The organism is Trichococcus sp. (genome assembly GCF_049589555.1).
Lineage (GTDB): Bacteria > Bacillota > Bacilli > Lactobacillales > Aerococcaceae > Trichococcus.
In genome coordinates this window covers 1-21,213 of sequence record NZ_JBAWAZ010000331.1, presented here as the reverse complement: position 1 = coordinate 21,213, position 21,213 = coordinate 1, and the positions used below count along the sequence as shown (strand labels likewise).

The 21,213-nt window shown below is 49.1% G+C and carries 18 protein-coding genes; 7 read left to right on the top strand and 11 right to left on the bottom strand.

All coding sequences use genetic code 11. The annotated features are described in order from the left end of the window. Together WBV27_RS11595 and WBV27_RS11590 are read left to right on the top strand one after the other, a co-directional pair. Positions 1–353, top strand: a 353-nt coding sequence (locus tag WBV27_RS11595; protein ID WP_424202228.1) for a DUF188 domain-containing protein, incomplete at its 5' end; no start/stop codon positions are given. A gap of 37 nt (positions 354–390) precedes the next feature. Continuing rightward, entirely contained in the window at positions 391–1,011 is a 621-nt protein-coding gene (locus tag WBV27_RS11590; RefSeq protein WP_424202226.1) for an HD domain-containing protein, read from the top strand. A 72-nt stretch (positions 1,012–1,083) separates the two neighbouring features. Here the strand turns inward: WBV27_RS11590 and WBV27_RS11585 are convergent, their stop codons facing one another. From WBV27_RS11585 to WBV27_RS11575, 3 genes are all read right to left on the bottom strand, one after another. Further along, positions 1,084–2,271 carry an iron-containing alcohol dehydrogenase gene (locus WBV27_RS11585; RefSeq protein WP_424202224.1) on the bottom strand — a complete coding sequence of 396 codons (1,188 nt, stop codon included), beginning with the start codon at positions 2,269–2,271 and terminating at the stop codon, positions 1,084–1,086. A gap of 26 nt (positions 2,272–2,297) precedes the next feature. Beyond that, the gene (locus WBV27_RS11580; protein ID WP_424202222.1) at positions 2,298–3,692 is read right to left on the bottom strand and encodes an aspartate aminotransferase family protein; all 1,395 of its coding nucleotides are present in this window, start codon (positions 3,690–3,692) and stop codon (positions 2,298–2,300) included. 339 nt (positions 3,693–4,031) lie between these two features. Further along, complete coding sequence (locus tag WBV27_RS11575; protein ID WP_424202220.1) at positions 4,032–5,447, bottom strand: PLP-dependent aminotransferase family protein; 1,416 nt, start codon at positions 5,445–5,447, stop codon at positions 4,032–4,034. Positions 5,448–5,594: 147 nt separating this feature from the next. On the opposite strand from WBV27_RS11575, the gene pdxS reads away from it, so the two are divergent. Together pdxS and pdxT are read left to right on the top strand one after the other, a co-directional pair. Beyond that, positions 5,595–6,485, top strand: coding sequence for a pyridoxal 5'-phosphate synthase lyase subunit PdxS (pdxS, locus tag WBV27_RS11570; RefSeq protein ID WP_107994997.1), 891 nt, complete (start codon positions 5,595–5,597; stop codon positions 6,483–6,485). A gap of 2 nt (positions 6,486–6,487) precedes the next feature. Then, the gene (gene pdxT / locus WBV27_RS11565) at positions 6,488–7,060 is read left to right on the top strand and encodes a pyridoxal 5'-phosphate synthase glutaminase subunit PdxT (protein WP_424202218.1); all 573 of its coding nucleotides are present in this window, start codon (positions 6,488–6,490) and stop codon (positions 7,058–7,060) included. 363 nt (positions 7,061–7,423) lie between these two features. Here the strand turns inward: pdxT and WBV27_RS11560 are convergent, their stop codons facing one another. The 6 genes from WBV27_RS11560 to WBV27_RS11535 all read right to left on the bottom strand — a co-directional run bounded on the left by WBV27_RS11560 (position 7,424) and on the right by WBV27_RS11535 (position 15,239). Continuing rightward, complete coding sequence (locus WBV27_RS11560) at positions 7,424–8,833, bottom strand: 6-phospho-beta-glucosidase (RefSeq protein WP_424202216.1); 1,410 nt, start codon at positions 8,831–8,833, stop codon at positions 7,424–7,426. A gap of 12 nt (positions 8,834–8,845) precedes the next feature. Then, positions 8,846–10,264: a glycoside hydrolase family 1 protein gene (locus WBV27_RS11555; protein ID WP_424202214.1), complete on the bottom strand. Its 1,419-nt coding sequence runs from the start codon at positions 10,262–10,264 to the stop codon at positions 8,846–8,848. 244 nt (positions 10,265–10,508) lie between these two features. After that, positions 10,509–12,467 carry a beta-glucoside-specific PTS transporter subunit IIABC gene (locus WBV27_RS11550; protein WP_424202212.1) on the bottom strand — a complete coding sequence of 653 codons (1,959 nt, stop codon included), beginning with the start codon at positions 12,465–12,467 and terminating at the stop codon, positions 10,509–10,511. A gap of 133 nt (positions 12,468–12,600) precedes the next feature. After that, entirely contained in the window at positions 12,601–13,440 is an 840-nt protein-coding gene (gene licT / locus WBV27_RS11545) for a BglG family transcription antiterminator LicT (RefSeq protein ID WP_424202210.1), read from the bottom strand. A gap of 460 nt (positions 13,441–13,900) precedes the next feature. Next, the gene (locus WBV27_RS11540) at positions 13,901–14,557 is read right to left on the bottom strand and encodes a DUF6198 family protein (RefSeq protein ID WP_424202208.1); all 657 of its coding nucleotides are present in this window, start codon (positions 14,555–14,557) and stop codon (positions 13,901–13,903) included. Positions 14,558–14,588: 31 nt separating this feature from the next. Then, the gene (locus tag WBV27_RS11535) at positions 14,589–15,239 is read right to left on the bottom strand and encodes a pentapeptide repeat-containing protein (RefSeq protein WP_424202206.1); all 651 of its coding nucleotides are present in this window, start codon (positions 15,237–15,239) and stop codon (positions 14,589–14,591) included. A 131-nt stretch (positions 15,240–15,370) separates the two neighbouring features. On the opposite strand from WBV27_RS11535, the gene guaD reads away from it, so the two are divergent. Then, entirely contained in the window at positions 15,371–16,741 is a 1,371-nt protein-coding gene (gene guaD / locus WBV27_RS11530) for a guanine deaminase (RefSeq protein WP_424202204.1), read from the top strand. Between the two features lie 465 nt (positions 16,742–17,206). On the opposite strand, the gene WBV27_RS11525 is transcribed toward guaD, so the two are convergent. Next, positions 17,207–18,442 (bottom strand): RNA-guided endonuclease TnpB family protein, encoded by a 1,236-nt coding sequence (locus WBV27_RS11525; protein WP_424202202.1) that lies wholly within the window; start codon positions 18,440–18,442, stop codon positions 17,207–17,209. 189 nt (positions 18,443–18,631) lie between these two features. Here WBV27_RS11525 and WBV27_RS11520 point away from each other — a divergent pair, with 189 nt between their 5' ends. Continuing rightward, complete coding sequence (locus tag WBV27_RS11520; protein ID WP_424202200.1) at positions 18,632–19,012, top strand: VOC family protein; 381 nt, start codon at positions 18,632–18,634, stop codon at positions 19,010–19,012. A gap of 131 nt (positions 19,013–19,143) precedes the next feature. Here the strand turns inward: WBV27_RS11520 and WBV27_RS11515 are convergent, their stop codons facing one another. Further along, on the bottom strand, positions 19,144–20,457 hold the full coding sequence (locus tag WBV27_RS11515) for a uracil-xanthine permease family protein (RefSeq protein WP_424202198.1): 1,314 nt from the start codon (positions 20,455–20,457) through the stop codon (positions 19,144–19,146). 311 nt (positions 20,458–20,768) lie between these two features. Here WBV27_RS11515 and WBV27_RS11510 point away from each other — a divergent pair, with 311 nt between their 5' ends. Then, complete coding sequence (locus WBV27_RS11510; RefSeq protein WP_424202196.1) at positions 20,769–21,185, top strand: bis(5'-nucleosyl)-tetraphosphatase; 417 nt, start codon at positions 20,769–20,771, stop codon at positions 21,183–21,185. Positions 21,186–21,213: the final 28 nt, after the last annotated feature.

Below are 21,213 nucleotides of genomic sequence, written 5' to 3'. Positions count from 1 at the left end.
CCAGCTTTGCCCACTTTTCCAATGCGCCCCAACCGCCCGGAGTGAAGACGGTCTACGTCGATTCCGGTGCCGATGCAGCCGACTTCAAAATCATCCAGCTCGCAAAAAGAGGCGATCTGCTGGTCACGCAGGACTACGGTTTGGCCTCCCTCGCCTTGCCGAAGGGACTGACCGTTCTCCATCATAAAGGCTTCGTCTACGATAACAGCAATATGGAACGGCTGCTTGAAGACCGGTACATGAGCGCAATGGTCCGCAAAAGCGGCAAACGCACAAAAGGTCCGAAACCATTCACTGACGCGGATCGGCATACATTCCGGAAGTTGCTCATTTCCAAGCTGCAAGAAACCTAATGGAACCCAAATAGAACCAAGAAAGAGGTGCATCAGGATGCGCAATGAAATCATTATCGAAGATGTGAAACATGTCGTCGCAGAAAAGCTGAGGAACGAATCTACGGGGCATGATTGGTGGCATACGCTGCGGGTCTACAACACGTCCATGGACATCACCGAAGCGGAAGGAAACGGCGATCGCCTCATCATCGGCTTGGCAGCCCTTTTGCATGATGTCGCTGACCATAAATTCGGCTACACCGACGACGACCGTGAAGCCATCATCACCGACATCCTCAGGCCTTTCGAGCTGAGCGACTCCGTCATCGAGCAGGTCATCTATATCGTGAACAATCTTTCCTTCAAGCAAGGGAAAAACAAGCATGTTCTGGAAACAATCGAAGGCCGGATCGTGCAGGATGCAGACCGCTTGGATGCCATCGGCGCAATCGGCATCGCCCGCGCTTTTGCCTATGGCGGACACAAAGACCGGCCGCTTTATGATCCCGAACACAGCGGGGATCCGGACAGCGATACGATCGGCCATTTCCACGAAAAACTGCTCCTGCTGAAGGACGGCATGCACACAGAAGCCGGCAAGCAAAAGGCGCTTGCCCGCCACACTCGGATGGAACAGTTCCTGAAGGACTTCCATTCCGAGTGGGAAGGCCACTGAGAAAACGCAAAAAGACTGGTTGGAGTTGGGACATTTATCCCGATTCCAACCAGTTTTTCTATTATCCAAAAATCATAGTGCCATTTCGTAGATTTTTCTGCTGACATCCAGTGTCTGGTCAGCGCGTTCTGAAAGGCGGTCCCGCTTGTGGACTTCCAGTTGCTCAACCATATAGTCGATGTCCGTCTCTTCGATGCCGATTTCACTGAATCGGATCGGCATTTCCAACGAACGGAAGAATTCCTCAGTTTTGCGGATGCCAAAATCGATCCGCGCTTCCTCATCCCCGGTATCGGCGCCCCATACGCGCTCGGCGTACTGCAGCAACTTATCCCATTTTTCCTTTTTGCGTACCTTCATGGTAGCAGGCAGGATGACCGAAAGCGTACGGGCATGATCGGTACCGTTCAATGCGGTGATTTCGTAGCCCAAGGCATGGCTGGACCAGTCCCCCGGCACCCCGGAAGCTGTGAATCCGTTGAAGCCATTCGTCACTGTCCACATGAAGTTCGCACGCGTATTGTAATCTATTTCTTCATCCGCCAGAACTTCCTGCCCGATTTCGATGAAAGTATGCAGAATTCCTTCCGACCAGCGATCCTGCAGTTTTGCGCCGACAGGGTAGGTCAAATAGTTTTCCATGACATGGACAAAGGAATCGGAGAGGCCGTTCGCCAATTGCCTTTTCGGCAACGTATACGTCAACTCGGGTTCCAGAATCGAAAAAGCCGGGAAAAGATTCTCATTTTTGATGCTCACCTTCGCCTGCAATTCCTCAAAGCTGACGACGGTGATCGGGTTCATTTCCGAGGAAGTTGCCGGAATCGTCAATACCGTACCGAAAGGCATGGCTTTTTCGACCGGCAGCCCTTTGCCGACACCGCTTGCGAAGATGTCGATCGGATCGCCTTCGAACAGGCTGGCTGCCGCGATGAATTTCGTGCCGTCGATGACCGATCCGCCGCCCACCGCGATGAGGAAGGTGTACCCTTCCGTTTTGATCTTTTCAACAGCATCCATCAGGTATTCAAAGACCGGGTTCGCCGGGATGCCGCCGAACTCGCCCCATTCCCTGCCGTCCAGAGCCTCCACTACACGGTCGAAGGTGCCTGAGCGTTTGGCGCTGCCGCCTCCGTAAGTGATCAAAACTTTTGCATCTTTAGGCACAAACTTGTCGATTTTTTTGACCTGATCCCGTCCGAACGCGATCCGGACAGGGTTATAAAATTCAAAATCCATGATTTCAGCTGACGGTGACATAGTATTCCCCCATTGGTTTCAGATAGTTATGCTAACTTGGTGCACAAGGCATCGATTGCATTCTCAAAGATGGCAAGCCCAGCCTCCAACTGTTCATCAGTCATGACCAACGGGGCCAGGAAGCGGACCACATTCCCGTAGGTGCCTGCATTTTCGATGATCAGGCCGTTCTGTACACATTGCTGGATCAGCGCGTTCACCAATTCCGGGGCAGGTTCTTTAGTCAGGTGATCTTTGATGAATTCGACGCCGATCATGCCGCCTAATCCGCGCACATCGCCGATTTCTTTGTATTGCTGTTGCCATTCCTCAACGCGGGCAGTGTAAGCTGCACCCAGTTCCAATGAACGTTCGCAGAGATTTTCGTCTTCGATGACTTGAATCGTCGCAAGTGCCGCAGCACAGGATACCGTGTTGCCTCCGAAGGTGCCTCCGATTAATCCGCCGCCGATCCCTTTGACTATTTCGTCACGGGCAACGATGGCGCTGAGCGGGAAACCGCCTGCGATTGATTTTGCTGTACACAGGATATCCGGTGCACAGCCGGCTTCTTCGTAGTAGGAAGATGCAAACAGTTTGCCCGTGCGCCCGAATCCGGTCTGCACTTCGTCGGTCATCATCATGATGCCATTTTCATCACAGATCTGGCGGACAGCTTTGACCCATTCGATCGGCGCCGGGATGAAGCCGCCCTCGCCCTGCACCGGTTCAAACACGATGGCAGCAACTTGGCTGGCTGGCGTCAACTCGTCAAAAGCGCGTTTGATCCGGTCGATATAGTAGGCCACTGCCTCTTCATCCGTATAATAGGCCGGTTTGCGGTAAAGATTCGGATAATCCACACGGAATATCCCATCCGGGAACGGCCCTAAGCCGACTGAGTTGGCCTTTTTCGCAGTCATGTGGGTAGTCAGCAACGTACGCCCATGGAATGCGCCAGAGAATACAATGACATTCGGACGCTTCGTGTAGGCTCTCGCCACCTTTACGCCATTTTCGATCGCTTCAGCACCGCTGTTCGCAAAGAATGTTCTCTTCTTGAAGCCCTTCACCGGCACGATCTCATTCATTTTTTCAGCCAATGCGATATACTTTTCGCTCGTAAGGATATTGATCATCGCATGAAAATAATCGTTTTCCTGCTGCTTGACCGCTTCCACAACTTTCGGGTGGCGATGGCCGATATTCAGAACGCCTACGCCTCCGACCCAATCCAAAAAGCGGTTGCCGTCAACGTCCTCGATGATGGCGCCCTCTGCCTTCGCGATCGCAACCGGGTAGACGCATGTCAAAGAAGGAGGGATTGCTTCAGATCTCCGTGCCAGTATGGCTGTTGCCTTTTCCCCCGGCAATGCCGCAGTGATGATTTCCGGCAATTGATATCTCAATTCTGTTTCTGTTAGTGATGTTGTTCCTGTCATAACGCTCGCTCCCCTTTTCATGCATACTTGTCATATCTTTTGTAACTTCGATGGTTTGATTATATAGATTTATCAAGCAAAAAAAAAACATTTCTTGACACCGGATAGGACATTTTCTGTTATGCGATGTCAGCTTCGTTCACATCGCTTTGGGAACAAGGTTGCAATAACGGTCAATATCTTTGATACATAAAGGATTCCAACAAAAAAGACCTCCCGTTATCTTTACGGAAGGTTTCCTGACATGGAACTCGATTTATTTTTCGTTTTCATTTCATTTAAAGAATATTGCCCAGCAAACGGGAGCGGAAATGTAAGGATTTCCGTCCCAAAACGGACTCATGAATTTGCATTCCGCTCAACAAAATGACCGAAACTGAAACGGACCGCGTTTTTTTGGTCGCCGAATTGGATGCCTTCCTTCACCACCACTTTTTCTTCCAACAATTCCTGAAGCAATTCATCCATCTCAGCATCGGTTTTATTGGCGAAGCGACAATAAAGATGGTAGCCGCCTTTTGCTGGCTCAAAACTTATCTCCGGCCCATATTTGTTTCTGAGCCAGGTCTGCAATTTATCAGCCCGTTCTTTCAAAGCCGAAACGATGATCGGGAGATGGGCAGTGATTTCACTAGTCAAATAATGTTCGGCCAACAGCTGCGGCAAGAAACTCAATCCGGAGTCGATCTGATCGCGAATGTCGGCCAATTCCCGGATAATGGCGGCTGGCCCAACCATCCATCCGATCCGGATATGCTGACCGGCAAATTTGGATAAGGAACCGAGATACAGCACTTGTTGCCGTTTATCCAGGCTTTTCAACGGACGGTTATCGACCGTTTCATCAAAAACAAAGCTGCCGTATGCATCATCCTCCACAATCGGGATGCGCTTCAGTAAACAATAATCAAGGATCGCCTGTTTCCGCTCCGGGCTCATGACTGTACCTGTCGGATTCTGGAAAATCGGGTTCAGAAAAATCATCTTCAGAGGATACTGCAAGGAAGCTTCCTGAAGCCCTTTGACGGTCATTCCCTCGCCATCCATCGGAATCGGAATAATCCGCAGACCGGCAGCCTGAAAAAGCCGCAAAGAATAGAAATAAGAAGGAGCCTCGATGCCTATCGCATCACCTGGCTTCAACAGCCCTTGTGTAATCAAAAACAATGATTGCTGGGTTCCCGAAGTGATGAAGATTTCCTCCAGAGGGACAGTCATCCCGTACGCGGTATGCAGATGTTTTTGAACGCTTTCTCTCGTGGCTTTGATCCCTCGGTTCTCCCTGATGAATGTTGCTTCCCCATGCAACATTTCCCCCAGCGAAATATCCGGGATCTTCAGTTCCGGCAAGAGGTCCTTCGGCAGATCCCCATTCCCCAAATCCAGGATTTCGCGCGATCGGTGCTGCGCCAATAGCTGTTTGACGTCCCTTTGATAAGGGGTGTCCACCGAAAGATTATCCGGCGTCAAGGAAGTCCGCCAATTGATGGTGGGCCTTGTCTGCATCCCCCATTTGTTCGGATTCACGAATGTCCCGCTGCCCCTTTTGCGGATGAGGATCCCCTGCGTCGTCAGTTCTTCCAGTGCCCGGATGACGGTCGACCTGTTGACCTGTAGTTCCTCCGCAAGCTTGCGTTCCGCCGGCAAGGCTCTGCCGGGGACCAAATCGCCGGCTTTTATCTTCTCTTCGATCAGCTGCATAAGCTGCTGATAAAGCGGCATGCCCCTATCCTGATCCAGTCTCCACTCCGCCATTCCTTCACTCTCCTTAGTTTTCAATCATTATACACCAAATTGGTTGGTTCGGAAACAGTCCAATTGGATGTAGGTGTTTCTGAAAAAAGGGATTATGATTTAACCATTCTTTAACCATTTTATCATTTAAACCAAGGAGGATTATTTATGACAACAAAAATCATCGGTTCAGAAAAAGTAAAACGTGGGATGGCCCAAATGCAAAAAGGCGGCGTCATCATGGATGTCGTGAACGCGGAGCAGGCAAGGATCGCCGAGGCTGCAGGTGCCGTAGCGGTCATGGCATTGGAGCGCGTTCCATCGGACATCCGTGCAGCCGGCGGAGTTGCCCGCATGGCGGATCCCACCATCGTCGAGGCAGTCATGAACGCCGTGAGCATCCCCGTCATGGCGAAAGCCCGCATCGGCCATATCACCGAAGCGCGCATCCTGGAAGCGATGGGCGTCGACTATATCGACGAAAGCGAAGTGCTGACCCCTGCCGATGAGGAATTCCACCTTTTGAAATCGGACTATACCGTTCCTTTCGTCTGCGGTTGCCGTGATCTGGGAGAAGCCTTGCGCCGCATCGGTGAAGGAGCTTCGATGCTGCGTACGAAAGGTGAACCGGGGACCGGGAATATCGTAGAAGCCGTCCGCCATATGCGCAAAGTCAACGGCCAAATCCGCCAGTTGATCACGAAATCAGACGATGAGCTGATGACGTTCGCCAAGGAAATCGGTGCTCCTTACGAACTGGTCAAGGAAATCAAATTGCTCGGGAAATTACCGGTCGTGAACTTCGCTGCCGGCGGTGTCGCAACACCTGCTGACGCGGCCTTGATGATGAGCCTGGGCGCGGATGGCGTCTTCGTCGGATCCGGCATCTTCAAAGCCGAAAATCCCGAAAAATTCGCCCGCGCCATCGTCCGCGCGACAACCAATTACGAGGACTATGCCTTGTTGGCCGAACTGTCCAAAGGCTTGGGTGAACCGATGAAAGGGATCGACATCAGTACGCTCCACGCCTCCGAACGTATGCAGGAAAGAGGCTGGTAAGCATGACAAAAAAAATCGGCGTATTAGCCTTGCAGGGTGCCGTCACAGAGCACCTTCAGGCCCTGACCAAGTTGGGTGTCACCGCCGCTGCTGTCAAACTGCCCGCCGATCTGGAAGGGCTGGACGGACTGATCATCCCAGGCGGCGAATCAACCGCCATCGGCCGTTTGATCCGCGAACAGCATCTCGAGGAACCGTTACGGGCATTTCACGCAGCCGGCACCGCGATTTTCGGCACCTGTGCTGGGCTGATTCTTTGCAGCACCGACAGCAGTCATGCACCTGATGAATTGCGGCTCGGCTTCATAGATATCGAAGTAGAACGGAACGGCTTCGGCCGTCAAGTCGACAGCTTCGAAGCCCTGCTGCCTTTTGAAGGCATCTCAGAATCGGTGGAAGCCGTCTTCATCCGCGCCCCTTACATCCGCTCCGTCGGAAAGGAAGTCCGCGTGCTCGCAAGCATCGACGGAAAGATTGTAGCGGCCGAAAACGACCAGATTTTGGTTACTGCCTTCCATCCGGAATTGACGGACGATCTGTCAGTGTTCGAGTATTTTTTGAAGAAAGTCGGATAACTTATCGACATCGGACAAGGGCGGACCTTGTGGACGCCGGTTTGTCCGATATCTTATAGGTATCGGACATCCACAACCATCGTAGGCATCAACTTGTCCGATTCCTTTCCATTATCAGACATCCGCAACTCTTGCAGGCACCAGCTTGTCCGATTTCTTTCCGATATCGGACATCCGCGACTCTTGCAAGCACTAGCTTGTCCGATTCTTCCACGGTATCGGACATCCGCAACCCTCACAGGCACCTTCTTGTCCGATATCTCACCATTATCGGACATTCCGGCTGAAGCCCAAACGTATATACGCAAATAAAAATCCCCTGAACACGCAATTAAATGCGTAAGCAGGGGATTTTGTATTTGATTAGTCCAAATCTTCGCCATTGCTGGCGATGGCTTTTTGGTACCAGTAGAAGGAATCCTTCTTCAAGCGATCCAAGCTGCCTGAACCGTCGTTATCGCGGTCCACATGGATGTAGCCGTAACGTTTCGCCATCTCGCCCGTCCCAGCCGAAACTAAGTCGATGCAGCCCCAAGACGTGTAGGCGACAAGATCCACGCCGTCCAGCACGATTGCATCACGCATCGCTTTGAGGTGGTCGCGGAGGTAAGAGATGCGGTAATCATCATGGATTTTCCCATCGACGATTTCATCCACAGCACCCAAACCGTTTTCGACCACCATCAGCGGCAGTTGGTAACGGGAGTGGAACGTGTTCAAAGCGACGCGCAGACCCAACGGATCGACTTGCCAGCCCCATTCCGATTCCGCCAAGTATGGGTTCTTCTCGCCCATCAAGGCATTGCCTTCACCCGGCACGCCGGATTGCGCAAAGCTGGCCGCACTGGAAGCATAGTAGCTGAAGGAAATGAAATCGACCGTATGTGCAGCCAAGATTTCCTCGTCGCCTTGCTCGAAGGTAACATTGATGCCTTTAGTGGCGAAATAAGCCAGTTTGCTCGGCGGGTAATATCCGCGGGCATGGACATCTGAGAAGAAGAGTTTTTCTTCTTCTTTGCGTTGCGCAGACCAAACGTCTTCCGGTTTTGCCGACAATGGATAGACCGGCGCATAGGCGATCATGCAGCCGATGCGGTTCTCGGGATCGATTGCCCGCGCCGCTTTCGTTGCCAAAGCACTGGCGATGAACTGGTGATGCAAAGCTTGATACATGACTTCTTCCTGGCTTTCGCCCGCTTCGGCTTTCGAACCGATCGAAATCTGCGGAAGGAACGTCGCCATGTTGATTTCGTTGAAAGTAAGCCAATAATTGACTTTCCCTTGATAGCGTTCAAACAATGTTGTCGCATATCTTTCAAAGAAGCCGATCAGCTTGCGGTTTCTCCAGCCGCCGTAGTGGTCGACCAGATATTGCGGCATTTCGAAATGGGAAATCGTCACCAATGGTTCGATGCCGTATTTCGCCAATTCATCGAAGACGTCATCGTAAAAGGCCAAGCCGGCTTCGTTCGGTTCCAGTTCATCTCCATTCGGAAAAATCCGCGTCCAAGCGATGGACATCCGGAACATCCGGAAGCCCATTTCTGCGAACAAAGCGATATCTTCCTTGTAGCGGTGATAGAAATCGATGCCGATGTGCGAAGGGTAGTAATCGCCGACCCCGGCGAAGCGTTCAGCAAAGTCGCGCGAGCAGGTCAGTTGGTCGATGACCGACGGACCTTTCCCATCAGCATCCCAACCTCCTTCAAATTGGTTGGCGGCAGTAGCGCCGCCCCAGAAGAAACCTTCCGGAAATCCTTTACCTGCAGACATGACAATTTCCCCCTATTTCTTTACCAAAGATGCGCCATTTGTAGCAATGACTTCTTTGTACCAGTTGAATGATTTTTTCTTGTAACGGTTCAAAGTGCCGGATCCGTCATCGTGGCGGTCGACATAGATGAAGCCATAGCGTTTTTTCAATTCTGCAGTGGACGCGCTGACCAAGTCGATGCAGCCCCAAGTCGTGTAGCCCATCAGATCCACGCCGTCTGCGATTGCTTCCGCAACCTGCACCAGGTGGTCGTTCAGGTAGTTGATGCGGTAATCATCGTTGACAGTCATTTGGCCGTCTTCGCCTTCAACCAGCTGATCGACTGCACCCAAACCGTTTTCGACGATGAATAATGGTTTTTGGTAACGATCCCAGAAGGTATTCAGGATAATACGCAAGCCTTTTGGATCGATCTGCCAGCCCCACTCGGAAGCTTCCAAGTATGGATTATGAATACCGCCCAAGATATTGCCTTCGCCTGCTGCTCTCTTGGTAGGATCAGCCGTTTCCGTTGAACTCATGTAGTAGCTGAAGGAAACGAAATCGACAGTGTTCTTCAGGATTTCTTCATCTTCCGGCGTGATATTCAGCTCGATGCCGCGCTCACGGAAATAGCGCTTCATGTAACCAGGATACGTGCCGCGTACATGCACATCCGAGAAGAAGAAGTTTTGGCGATCCGCTTCCATAACCGCGATGATATCATCAGGATGTGAAGTCAATGGGTACGTCGGCATTGCGATGACCATGCAACCGATTTTGAATTCCGGGTTGATTTCGTGGCCGATTTTTGTCGCCAAAGCGCTGGCTACCAACTCATGGTGACAAGCTTGGTACAGATCGGATTTCGACAATTTTTCAGGAGCTGTCGCGATTCCGCCGCTCATGAATGGCGCGTGGATGATTGAGTTGATTTCATTGAACGTCAACCAGTATTTTACTTTGTCTTTGTAGCGCGTGAAGACCGTGCGCACGTAATTTTCATAGAAGCCGATCATTTTGCGGTTGACCCAGCCATCGTATTCGCGGGCAAGGTGCAGCGGTGTTTCGTAGTGGGACAAAGTGATCAGCGGCTCGATGCCGTATTTTGCCAATTCGTCGAACAGATCATCGTAGAACTGCAAGCCAGCTTCGTTCGGTTCCGTTTCGTCGCCGTTCGGGAAAATGCGCGTCCAAGCGATGGATGTACGGTATGTTTTGAAGCCCATTTCCGCAAACAATGCGATATCTTCTTTATAACGGTGGTAGAAGTCGATCCCTTCCAATTTCATGTTGTCCGGTGTAGGACCATCCGTGATCGGCCCAAATCCGCCTTGAGGGGTTACGTCCTGAACGGAAAGCCCCTTTCCGTCAACATTATAAGCACCTTCGTATTGGTTTGCGGCTGTTGCGCCACCCCATAAAAATCCTTTTGGAAATACTGTTTGCATGTGATCGCTCCTATTCTTTATTCTGGTTCTATTTTATGCACGGGTCTGACTCATTGCGGGACAGCCCCGAATTATGAAAAATCATCCCAAATGGGTTCGGGCGCCTGAGACCACAAACCAAATTCCCGAATATCTGGTTATTATTCGGGAAGCTGGCTTGCGGTCTAGGTTTTTTCCCCGGATATCTGGTTTTTATCCGGAAATATTTCTTGCGGTTGAGATTGATTTCCCGAATATCTTTTGTTTATGCAATGACCGTCAGCAAATAGTCGCCGTCAGCCAATGTTGCTTCTTTCGTCGTGATGACATCCAAGTAGTCATTGCTGTTTGTGACGATGATTGGTGTGATGATTTCATAGCCAGCTTTTTGGATAAAGTCGATGTCGAATTCCAACAGCAATTGTCCGGCTACTACTTTATCGCCTTGTTGCACATGGCTCGTGAAGCCTTTACCATCCAATTGGACCGTATCCATTCCGACGTGGATCAGGATTTCCGTTCCGTTTTCAGTCGTCAAACCGATTGCATGTTGCGTCGGGAACAAGAGTGTTACAGTTGCGTTTGCCGGAGCATAGACTTCACCGACAGTCGGACGGATCGCGATTCCTTTACCAAGTGCACCAGTCGCAAAAGCTTCATCCGGAACATCTGACAAGAGAACCATTTCGCCGATCATTGGGCTAGCGACCAAGTCTTTTTCAGCTGCTGCGCTCAAGTCTTTTTTCATTGCTTCAATAACTACAGAGTTTGTATTCAGTGTTGTTGCTGTATTTGTTGCAGTTGTTGCAGTTTCAGTTTCTCCATAAAGAACTGGAATTTTCGAGAAGAATACAAGGATGAAGCCTGCAACAAACCCTACTGCACATACGATGATGGAAGCCCAGAAGTTGAAGCTCATTGTTCCGTTTGCTTCCAAGTAGCTAGGGAATGAGAAGACGCCCATACCGCCCATACGGTAGCTTGTCAATTTGAAGATACCTGCCACGATACCGGAGATTGCACCAGCAATACAGCTCAATTGGAAAGGACGTTTCATCGGTAAAGTGATCCCGTAGATAGCAGGCTCAGTTACCCCGAACAAACCGGAAATGAAAGCCGGAATACTCAATTGTTTTACTTTTGCTTCTTTCGTTTTCAACAAAATAGCCAATACTGCACCTGTCTGAGCGAAAGAAACACCTAATACAGTTGACAATAGTTGATCATAACCTTGTGTCGCCAAGTTGTTGATTGCGATCGGAACCAAGCCCCAATGCAAACCGAACATGACGAATACTTGCCAACCGCCTCCCAATACAGCACCTGCAACGATTGGGCTCGAGTTATAAATCCAGGATACACCCGCGCCGAGCAACGTAGCTGCCCATGTGGCAAGCGGTCCGACAAACAAGACGGTCAAAGGAACGACGATCAACAAGGTCAAGAAAGGTACCAAGAATAATTTCACGACATCCGGAACGATTTTCTTCAAAACATTTTCGACTTTGGAACCTAGGAAGACGGCCAACAGAATCGGTACAACCGATGAGGCATAACTCATCATGATGACCGGCAAGCCCAAGAAAGTCATGTAGATTGGCGATTCAAAAATGGAACCAACGAATAAAGTGTACAATGGATCGATTCCTGCAGGATTGACCAAGCCTGGATAGACCATTGCGGTTGCGACTGCCATCGCAGTAAAGCTGTTCATTTTGAAATGTTTGCTGGCAGTGAATGCAAGGAAGATCGGCAGGAAGTTGAAGAATCCGTCACCAGCTGCTTGAATCAGGACATAGGCCCCATCAGTAGTCGACATGCCCGCAGCCACCATAATTGCAGCCACACCTTTCAGCATCCCTGTAGCTGCCAAAGGTCCCAAAATCGGTTGGAAAATTTTCGAAATCATATCGATGAACTGATTGAACAGGCTGCCTTTTGGACCTTCGTCCTCCGCTTCAACTTCGCCGCCGCCATTCAATCCGCCGACAGCGTTGACTGCTGCGTAGACATCCGGTACATGGTTGCCGATTACGACTTGATACTGGCCGCCGCTTTGGATGACGGTAACGATACCTTCAAGTTTTTTCAGGTAGTCCGTGTCCGCTTTGCTTTCGTCAACCAATTTGAAACGCAGACGCGTGATGCAGTGAGCCAGGCTGCGGACGTTTTCTTTGCCGCCCACATGAGCCAAAATGTCTTTTGCTAATTCTTCATATTTCATGTTGTATCCCTCTTTTTCTATTATTTTTTATAAAAAAAACCTAAATAGAGAGCATGGGAATTTCTTCCGCTGCTGTCTACTTAGGTTTTGCCTGCTTTACCAGTAACAATCCTCTTGAGAGCATCTTAAGTATTCACTTTTGCTGCACGACCCGATGGATATGGATCGTGAGGTAAACAAGTTCGTCGGTCCCGACTTGGAAATGGTGGGCAGCTCCGACATAGGTCGATATTTTGTTGGCACAGGTATAGGCAGCCGGATAGTTTGCCTTCACTTGCTCCACCAAGAAGGTGTCCGGAGCCGTCTGGAAAACTTCTCCCATGACGACCCGCTGCGCAAAATACTGCAGATGGGTATAGAAACGATTATAGGAAATCGATTCTTCATCGAAGGCGACTCCGAAATGCAAGCGGACGATGTTCAGGATGTCCTGTACGATCCGGGTCACTTTCATTGTCTCTTCGATCAGTTGCCCTTCCTTCTGCGCATTCACGAAATGAAGAGCGATGGATGTCGCTTCGTCAGGTGCCATCATGACACCGGTATGTTCCGCGATAAGTTCAAGCCCAATTTTGCCGAGCTCGTATTCCCTTCGATAGAACTTCTTCACTTCGAAGGCCAAAGGATTGGTCAAGTCGATCCCTTCCTTTGTCCGCTGGATGGCGTAATGGATGTGGTCGGCAAGCGTCAGGTAGACGTTTGCTTGGAAGATATGATTCAGCCTCGTCTCGGCCTCTTGGATGATCTTAAAAATGGCATCTGATTCTTCTTGCGGTAAATCTTGATAAATGGCCTTTAATTGATCTGCTGAATCATTTTCCTGGATGACGAAGGTTTTCTCGATCAAAGACTTGTCGAAAACGTCCCCTGATCTTTTCTGGAAACCGATCCCTTTTCCCATCACAATGACTTCGGATGAATCGCCGGCTTTCGCCAGGACCACGTTGTTATTGTAGACTTTTTCAATCTTCATCGATTATCCCCATTCCCCCTTCCATTAAAAAAAACCTAAACTAACACCAAATGATGTGCACATCATCTCGTATCAATTTAGGTTTTGCCTGCACAACCAGTAACAATCCTATGAACAACATGTTAGCACTTCCAACAAAAACATGCAAGCCCTTTCCTTAAAAAAATCTCATTTTCATTTAGCGTATTGGTGGAACAGCATTTTTTTGAAAACGGATGTTATCAGATTTATTACTAGTGTGCTGCGAAGCAGCATTCTGCGGTAAAAAGATGGATTTTTTGCGTTTATTCATGTTTTTCAACACATTTCGCCCCGTAGAGATGAATTCTTTATAGTTATCCATCTTTTTGACCGTATTTCGCATCGAAAAGATGGATTCTGTGTTTTTATTCATCTTTGTGGTCGACATTCTGACTTCTGATGACAAAAGAGGCAGCCTCGCTAGGAGGCTGCCTCTGCGTTACGCGCGTTTTTTGGTGACCATCATCTTCTGGAAAACGAAGCGGCTATTCAATCGGTTCACGAAATGTTGCGTCACCGTACCGGTGAAGAGCATGGCAAACACGGTCCCGAGCCCGACTCCAGCGATTCCCTCCAGGAACAACAAAGAGAAGACAACGCTCAACCCGACGCAAACGGCGTCGAATCCAGTCTTCATCTGTTTCACGGTGAGCCCAAAATGCTCGGACATCTCACGCACAAACAAGTCGAAAGGAAGGGCTGGCAACCGACAATTCAGCATTAGGCTAATCCCAAGCGACAACATGAAAAATCCGGTGAAAAAGAAGATGATCCGCAGCGGGATATTTGCAACGATGCCCGAAAAAAGCAATTCGAAGAAATCCAACAAGTAGCCGAAAAGCAAAGCCAATGCAATCGAAAAGACATATCCCAAAAACTTTCGCGTAATCAGAGCCATCACCACCACAAGGACCACTTGGAAGAGAAAGTTCCAGCTGCCGATCGTCACGTGCGCAAACATTTCATTCAACACCACCGGCACGGAAGAAATCGTAGACACTCCTAATTCACTCTTGATCATCAACGACACGGCAATGGCGTTGCATAGCACGCCCATCGCCAAAGCAAGTTCACTTGCCAATACTTTTTTCTCCATATCGTCCTCCTTATTCTATCTTTCGCATTGTTTACTTTTTGATAACCAGCCCGAGCATCACAACGAAGTCCAACGCCTGTTCCTCGCTGACGATTGCGCCTTTGAGATCCTCAAGCGTGACGCTGATGCGCTCGAATCGGCAACTGCTGATGTCGATCGCCTTCAAAGGTGTTCCCGTGAAATTGATTCCGGACAGCTCGCACTCCGAAAAATCGACTTTCTTCAGTTTGCAGGTATAAAAATCGGCTTCATTCAAGCGACAGTTCTCGTAACGGACATTCTTCTGCTTGCTGAATCCCAAAGCAGCCATATGCAGATTGCATTCGCGGAAGAGTACGTCCTCGAAGACCCCTTCGGTCATCGAGGTGCCGATGAGGCGGCAATTTACGAAGCGGACCCGTTTCATCGTCACTTCATCCAGCTGCACATTGGCGAAATCGCAGCTTTCGAAGATGACATCCCGCAAGTACAATTGCGGCACTGTCGCTTCGCTGAAAGTCACGTTCTGGAATCTGACTTCGGTGAATTCCACTCCCCGTCTGTCGCCAAGGTCGATGGCAGTATCTTTGAAGACGCCATGCTCTATGTAAGGTTCATCCGGATCGAAACAGTCGGCGAAATTTATTTCAGGCAAATCCTTTGGCAGAACGGGTTCCATGATTTTGGCGGGCACTTGCTTCATTCCTTCCTGATAGTTCTCTTTCTTTAAGTATACCTGAATAATCGGCGCTTAGATATCATAGCTTGCGCGATCCACCTTTTCGTCTGCAGTGATATAATGGAGGCAAGGAAACAGGACAAGGAGGAATTCATATGGATCATGCGTATGCTAAAGTGTTTCGGGGGACGGCCTTCACGAGCAGGTCGCCGCAGGAAGTGAGCGTATGGGAGGATTGTCTGTTTTGTCTGGATGCGGATGGCGTGATCCGGCGCATACTGAAGACGAAGGATGCTGATTACGGAACGGTTTTGGATTCGTATAGTGGAACGGAATCATTCATTGCGCTTGCTGAGGGACAGTATTTTCTGCCGGGGTTCATCGATCTGCACATCCACGCTCCGCAATGGGCGCAGGCCGGGACAGCCATGGACATCCCTTTGCATGATTGGCTGAATACCTATACTTTCCCGCTGGAATCGAAATTCTCCGATCTGGATTTCGCCCGCAAAGTCTATCAGGATCTCGTCACAACTTTGTTGGCGAATGGAACGACGACTGCGCTCTACTTCGCGACCGTCCATAAGGAAGCCAGCTATCTGTTGGCCCAAATCTGCGCCGACAAAGGCCAACGCGGTTTGGTCGGGAAAGTGGTCATGGATGATAAGGAAGAAAATCCGGCGTATTACCGGGATGAAAGCACGGAAGCCGCATTGGCGGACACGGAAAGTTTCATCCAGTTGGTCCAGGAATTGAACAAGACGACCAAACAAGGCGTCTATCCGGTCGTGACTCCCCGCTTCATCCCGAGCTGCACGGACGAAGCGTTGGCGGGTCTCGGCGAATTGGCGAAAAAATACGGCACGCACATCCAATCGCATTGCAGCGAAAGCGATTGGGAGCACAACTATGTCCTCGAGCGGATGCACAAGAGCGACACGTTTGCTCTCCATGAGATGGGGCTTCTGCAGGACAAAGCAGTCATGGCGCACGCCGTCTTCCTTTCGGATGCGGATGCCGATTTGTTTGCCGAAACCGGCACCGCGATTGCACATTGTCCGATTTCGAATGTCTGCTTCTCGAACGGTGTCCTTCCCGCGGCCCGCTTCACTCGGAAAGGGATCGACATCGGCTTGGGCACGGACATCTCCGGCGGCTTCTCCCCCAGCCTTTTCGACAACATCCGGCAGGCTGTCATCTCCTCGCGGATGCTGGAGGAAGGCGTCGATCCGTCACTCGAAGCTCTGGAACGCGGCCTACCGCATTCGCGTATTGGCGCCAACGAGGCGTTCTACTATGCGACTGCCGGCGGAGGACAGAGCCTGAGCCTACCGATCGGACGCCTGGAGGAAAACTATGTCTGGGATGTCCAAGTGATCGACGTTAACGCGCCGAACTCCAAATTACCTTTGTTCGATGCGGAGATTTCCATGGAAAATCTGTTGCACAAGATTCTCTTTTTGAGCCGTCTGGAAAACATCCGCGAGGTCTGGGTTCAGGGCGAATGCGTGCACAAACGGAAGTAACCGTGCATTCGATATTTTGTCCATGGCCGTTGCTTGTCCGATTCTTCTGGATTATCGGGCAATTTTGTCAATAACTGCTCGTATTAACAGATTAAACTCTGTGCTTTTTACCTAATGATATATTAGAATGCAATATAGAAGATACCATGGGGGCGAATAAAATGCCTATATGATCTAATCATGTTAAAATCATAAGTAAGAAACTATTGGAGGATGATATTGTCAACTACCCATGACTAAAGTCACGAGCTTGCCTCTCGCCACTTCGTGACGAGTGCATTAGCTTCACTAATACTTTTAGGTTTACGCCTAACGCTACGCAGTTCAAACGTCCTGCGGACTCCTGAGTAATTTGAGATCGGTTGGTCCCTCAAAATGTTGGCGTTACTCACTGCTCCATTCTTATTCAACCAGGATGGAGTAGCCCGACAGCTGACTTTGCCGGCAATCCAGCACATTTATGCACTAGGAATTTGCTTGTTGTTTCTCAAATTTGGGATGCGCTACACCGCTTACGTATTGTGTCCCAAGTTGTTGAATATTCATTGCGCCAACACGGTCATCGTTTGAGCGATACCCGCATGGGCAGTGATATTCATGATGGTGCTTATCCCGATTGGATTTTTTGATTGTGCCACACTTGGGACAACGCTGACTTGTGTACGCGGCACTTACTTCAACCACCATGGAGCCAACTTTGTTGGCTTTGTAAGTGAGCATCTGCCCGAATTGAAAGAAAGCCCACGATACTTGCTCATAGCGTTGTGATTTCGCAACTTGTTCCGTGACGAAACGCACGCCAATCAAATCTTCCAACACAAATACCGTATCGGAACCATACAGGGAGACGAGTGTCTTAGACAGGCAGTGATTCACATCTGCCATCCAGCGGTTCTCTCGCCTTTCCATTTTCCGGATACGACGTTTGGAGTTCCTGGTGTTGCGTGCCTGCAAACTGCGGCGCAGTTCTTTGTAGTGCCCGCGCTTTTTCAAGACTGCATTTCCGTTGTAGAAAGTGGTTTTGTCTTTTTCGTCATAGGTTGTCACTAATTGACGCAACCCTCTGTCGATTCCGACAACGTGTTTGATGTCTGTCAATTCCATTTCGGAGACTTCTTTTTTTACCGAAATATGCAAGAACCAATGCTTGTCTGACTTGACCAATTTTGCCAAACCAAACGCCCAGGTACCGTCAAAATACTCTTCAAAACCTTTGAGGAAAAAACCGCACTTCACGCGCCCTTTTAGCGTATTGATTGAGAACGTTTTGCCGTTATCGACAATGCTCCAATCGCGATTGCGCACCAAATCTGCTTGTGGTTGAGAAAACTGGATAGGGTGCCAGAGCCAATTCAGGTCCTTTTGAACTGTAATGTACACTGGCTTTCCGTCCTCATCCTTTTTGCTGCTGTCATATTTATTGGAATTGCGACGGAGTTGCGTTTGAACGGTTTTGTATCGGGCCGCAACGGTCCGAAAGATTGATTGGGTCAATTGGGATTTCAAATGAAACCGCTGGCGAACATCATGGTACAAAACTTCGTTTAATCTAACGGAATTTAACTCGAAATTGTGGTTAAAAACATAATCAGATACGTAATTGCATGCCTGCCTATACCGTTCGCAGACTTCTTGAAACGCCAATGCGTCTTTAGGGTTCGAGAGCTTCAATTTTACTTTGATCGTCAGATTTAGTTCCACGGAATTTACCACCCTTCAATAACCCTATTATACTACAATCGCCATGGGAATCATATTAAAATGCGAACGTAAGTTCCCTTGGAACACAAGAGGAAGGAGCTCGGAAATCAAGGAGATCTTTTGGTCCGCTGGGCCAATCGGTTTCTCCTCCCACGACTGAAGTCGCGGGTTTCCGAAAACTAAAAAATTATGACCCAAAAACTCGTTGAGATTTGCCTGCGTGTCAGAGATATTGATGCCACTTTAAACTTCTATACTAATCTATTTGATTTTGAAGTTGCCAGCCACAGAAAATTCCCTGAAGATAAGTTTGATTTAGTTTATCTGAATTCTCCCGGTTCTTCTGTACAAATTGAACTCACTTACAATTACGATGCCGAGCCATACAATGTGGGAAATGGCTTCAGTCATTTAGGTGTAACTGTCACTGACTTAGAAAAAATGCATGAAGTTTGTAAAGCCTCTGCTTACGAAACAGGTGAGTTAAAAGGACTTTCAGGCGGCACACCCACCTATTTCTTTGTGACGGACCCTGATGGCTATCGAATTGAAGTAAAGCGCGCAAAATAATTTTTCGAAAATTTTAAATGAAAGCATATCGTCTTTTCAATATGCTCTCATTTACTCAAAAAGAAACACGCAAGCAGCCAAGCGGATGCTTACGTGTTTCTTTTCATTCAAGCTGCTCAAGCAGCGTATGTTTAGACTTTTTCTTTCAAAATGATGTTCAACACCAACGCAACGATTGTTCCTGCCGAAATGCCGGATGAGAACAATCCGCTCAAGATGCCTGGCAATTGCGCGACTGTATCCGGAACAAAGGAAACACCCAGACCGACACCCAACGCAGAAGCGACGATGATCATGTTGCGGTTGTTGAATTCAACGCGTGAAAGTGATTGCACACCGGCAGCAGCAACCGTACCGAACATCAAGATGCCGGCACCACCCAATACAGGTTGCGGCATGATTGAGATCAAAGTGGCAAATTTAGGGAAAAGGCTCATCACAATCATGATGATACCGCCCATGATGGCTACTTTACGGGAAGCATTGCGGGTCAACGGAATCAATCCAGCGTTTTGGCTGAAAGTAGCGGCAGGACCGGAACCGATGAAAGGCGCGATGAACGAGCCGAAACCATCCGCACGGACACCGGCAGCGATTCTTTCATCCGTCAGTTTCGTTTCCGTAACGGCACCCAAAGTCTGCATAACGCCAACTGTTTCGATGACTGTTACGAGATAACCAGAAACAAAAGGAATCGCATATTCAAGCTTGAAATCGGGTACTCCGAATTTGAAGAATTGCGGGAAGGCGAACCATTCAGCGGCAACGACTTGGCCGAAGTCGACCATCCCCAATGGAATGCAGACGAAATAACCGATTGCGGCACCGATCAGTACAGCGGCTGGCGCGATTTTGCTTGGTCCGTAATGGTTGATCAAAGCGATGATCAGGAACACGAGCACTGCGATACCGATATTCATCGGATTACCGAAATCCTCAGATCCGAATCCGCCACCTGCCCAGCCCATCGCAACGGACATCAGCGTCATACCCATCAAAGAGATAACTGATCCGGTCACTACCGGCGGGAAAAATTTCAATAACGGTTTTACAAAATAACTTAAACCAACTTCCAACAAAGCACCCAACATCGTACCGCCGAAGTAGGCAGTGATACCGCCCGCTCCGATGACGGAAGCAGCCGGTGCCACAAAAGCAAAGTCAGTTCCCATGATTGTCGGCAAGCCTGCACCGACGCGGAACCATTTCGGACCGAAACCTTTTGATTGAATGATTGAAACGATACCCGAGGCCAAAAGCGCAGCGCTGACCATATAAGCAGTATCCTCAACCCCGAAACCTGCGATTCCGGCAATGATAAGCGGTACTGCCACTAAACCACCGAAAGCGGTGATGACGTTCTGAAATCCTAAAACGATTGTCGTGCCTAAATCCGGTTTATCCTCCACACCGTAAGTCAGGCCTGTATGTACTTTCTCTTCCATGTTTCTCCTCCTGATGACGAACATTAATGATTGCAAAACAAAATATAATTCGTTTATTAACGACAAATAAAATTATATCGATATCACATACAATTGTAAAGTGTAAATACCGAATTATAAGGGCTTTCATTATGAGAATGTTCACATTTTCGGGATTATTCGGGGTTAAAAGCGAACGTTTCGGATATTTTTTGGGTATTTGTATTGAAATAACGAATTATGCTTTATGGATCAGCATCAGATACGGGTGCGATGCAGGCCGATTTTTTGTTATACTATATTAAACAAAACAAATGATTGGAGCATAAACTATGAAATCAGAAAAATCGTGCGGAGCCATCGTGCTCTCCCCGGATAACACGAACCGAAAAGTATTGTTGATCAAACACGAAAACGGCGGCCATTGGGCATTCCCGAAAGGCCACGTTGAGGACGGCGAAACGGAAGTCGAAACGGCATTGAGGGAAATCAAGGAAGAAACCGGCTTGAGCACCGATCTAAGCACCACCTTCCGGAAATCAATCAGCTACTCCCCGGCTCCTGACGTAATGAAAGAAGTCGTCTACTTCATCGCCTTCGCACACACCGAAACGATCGAAAAACAGGATGCCGAAGTCACCGACTTCGCCTGGATGCCGTTCAACGAAGCGTTGCAGGCCATCACCTATGACAACGACAAAAGCATCCTACAGTCCGCTATCGATTTCATCGAAGGCATGAAAAACTAGGAAAAGCGCAGAAGGGTCGCCTCAAATG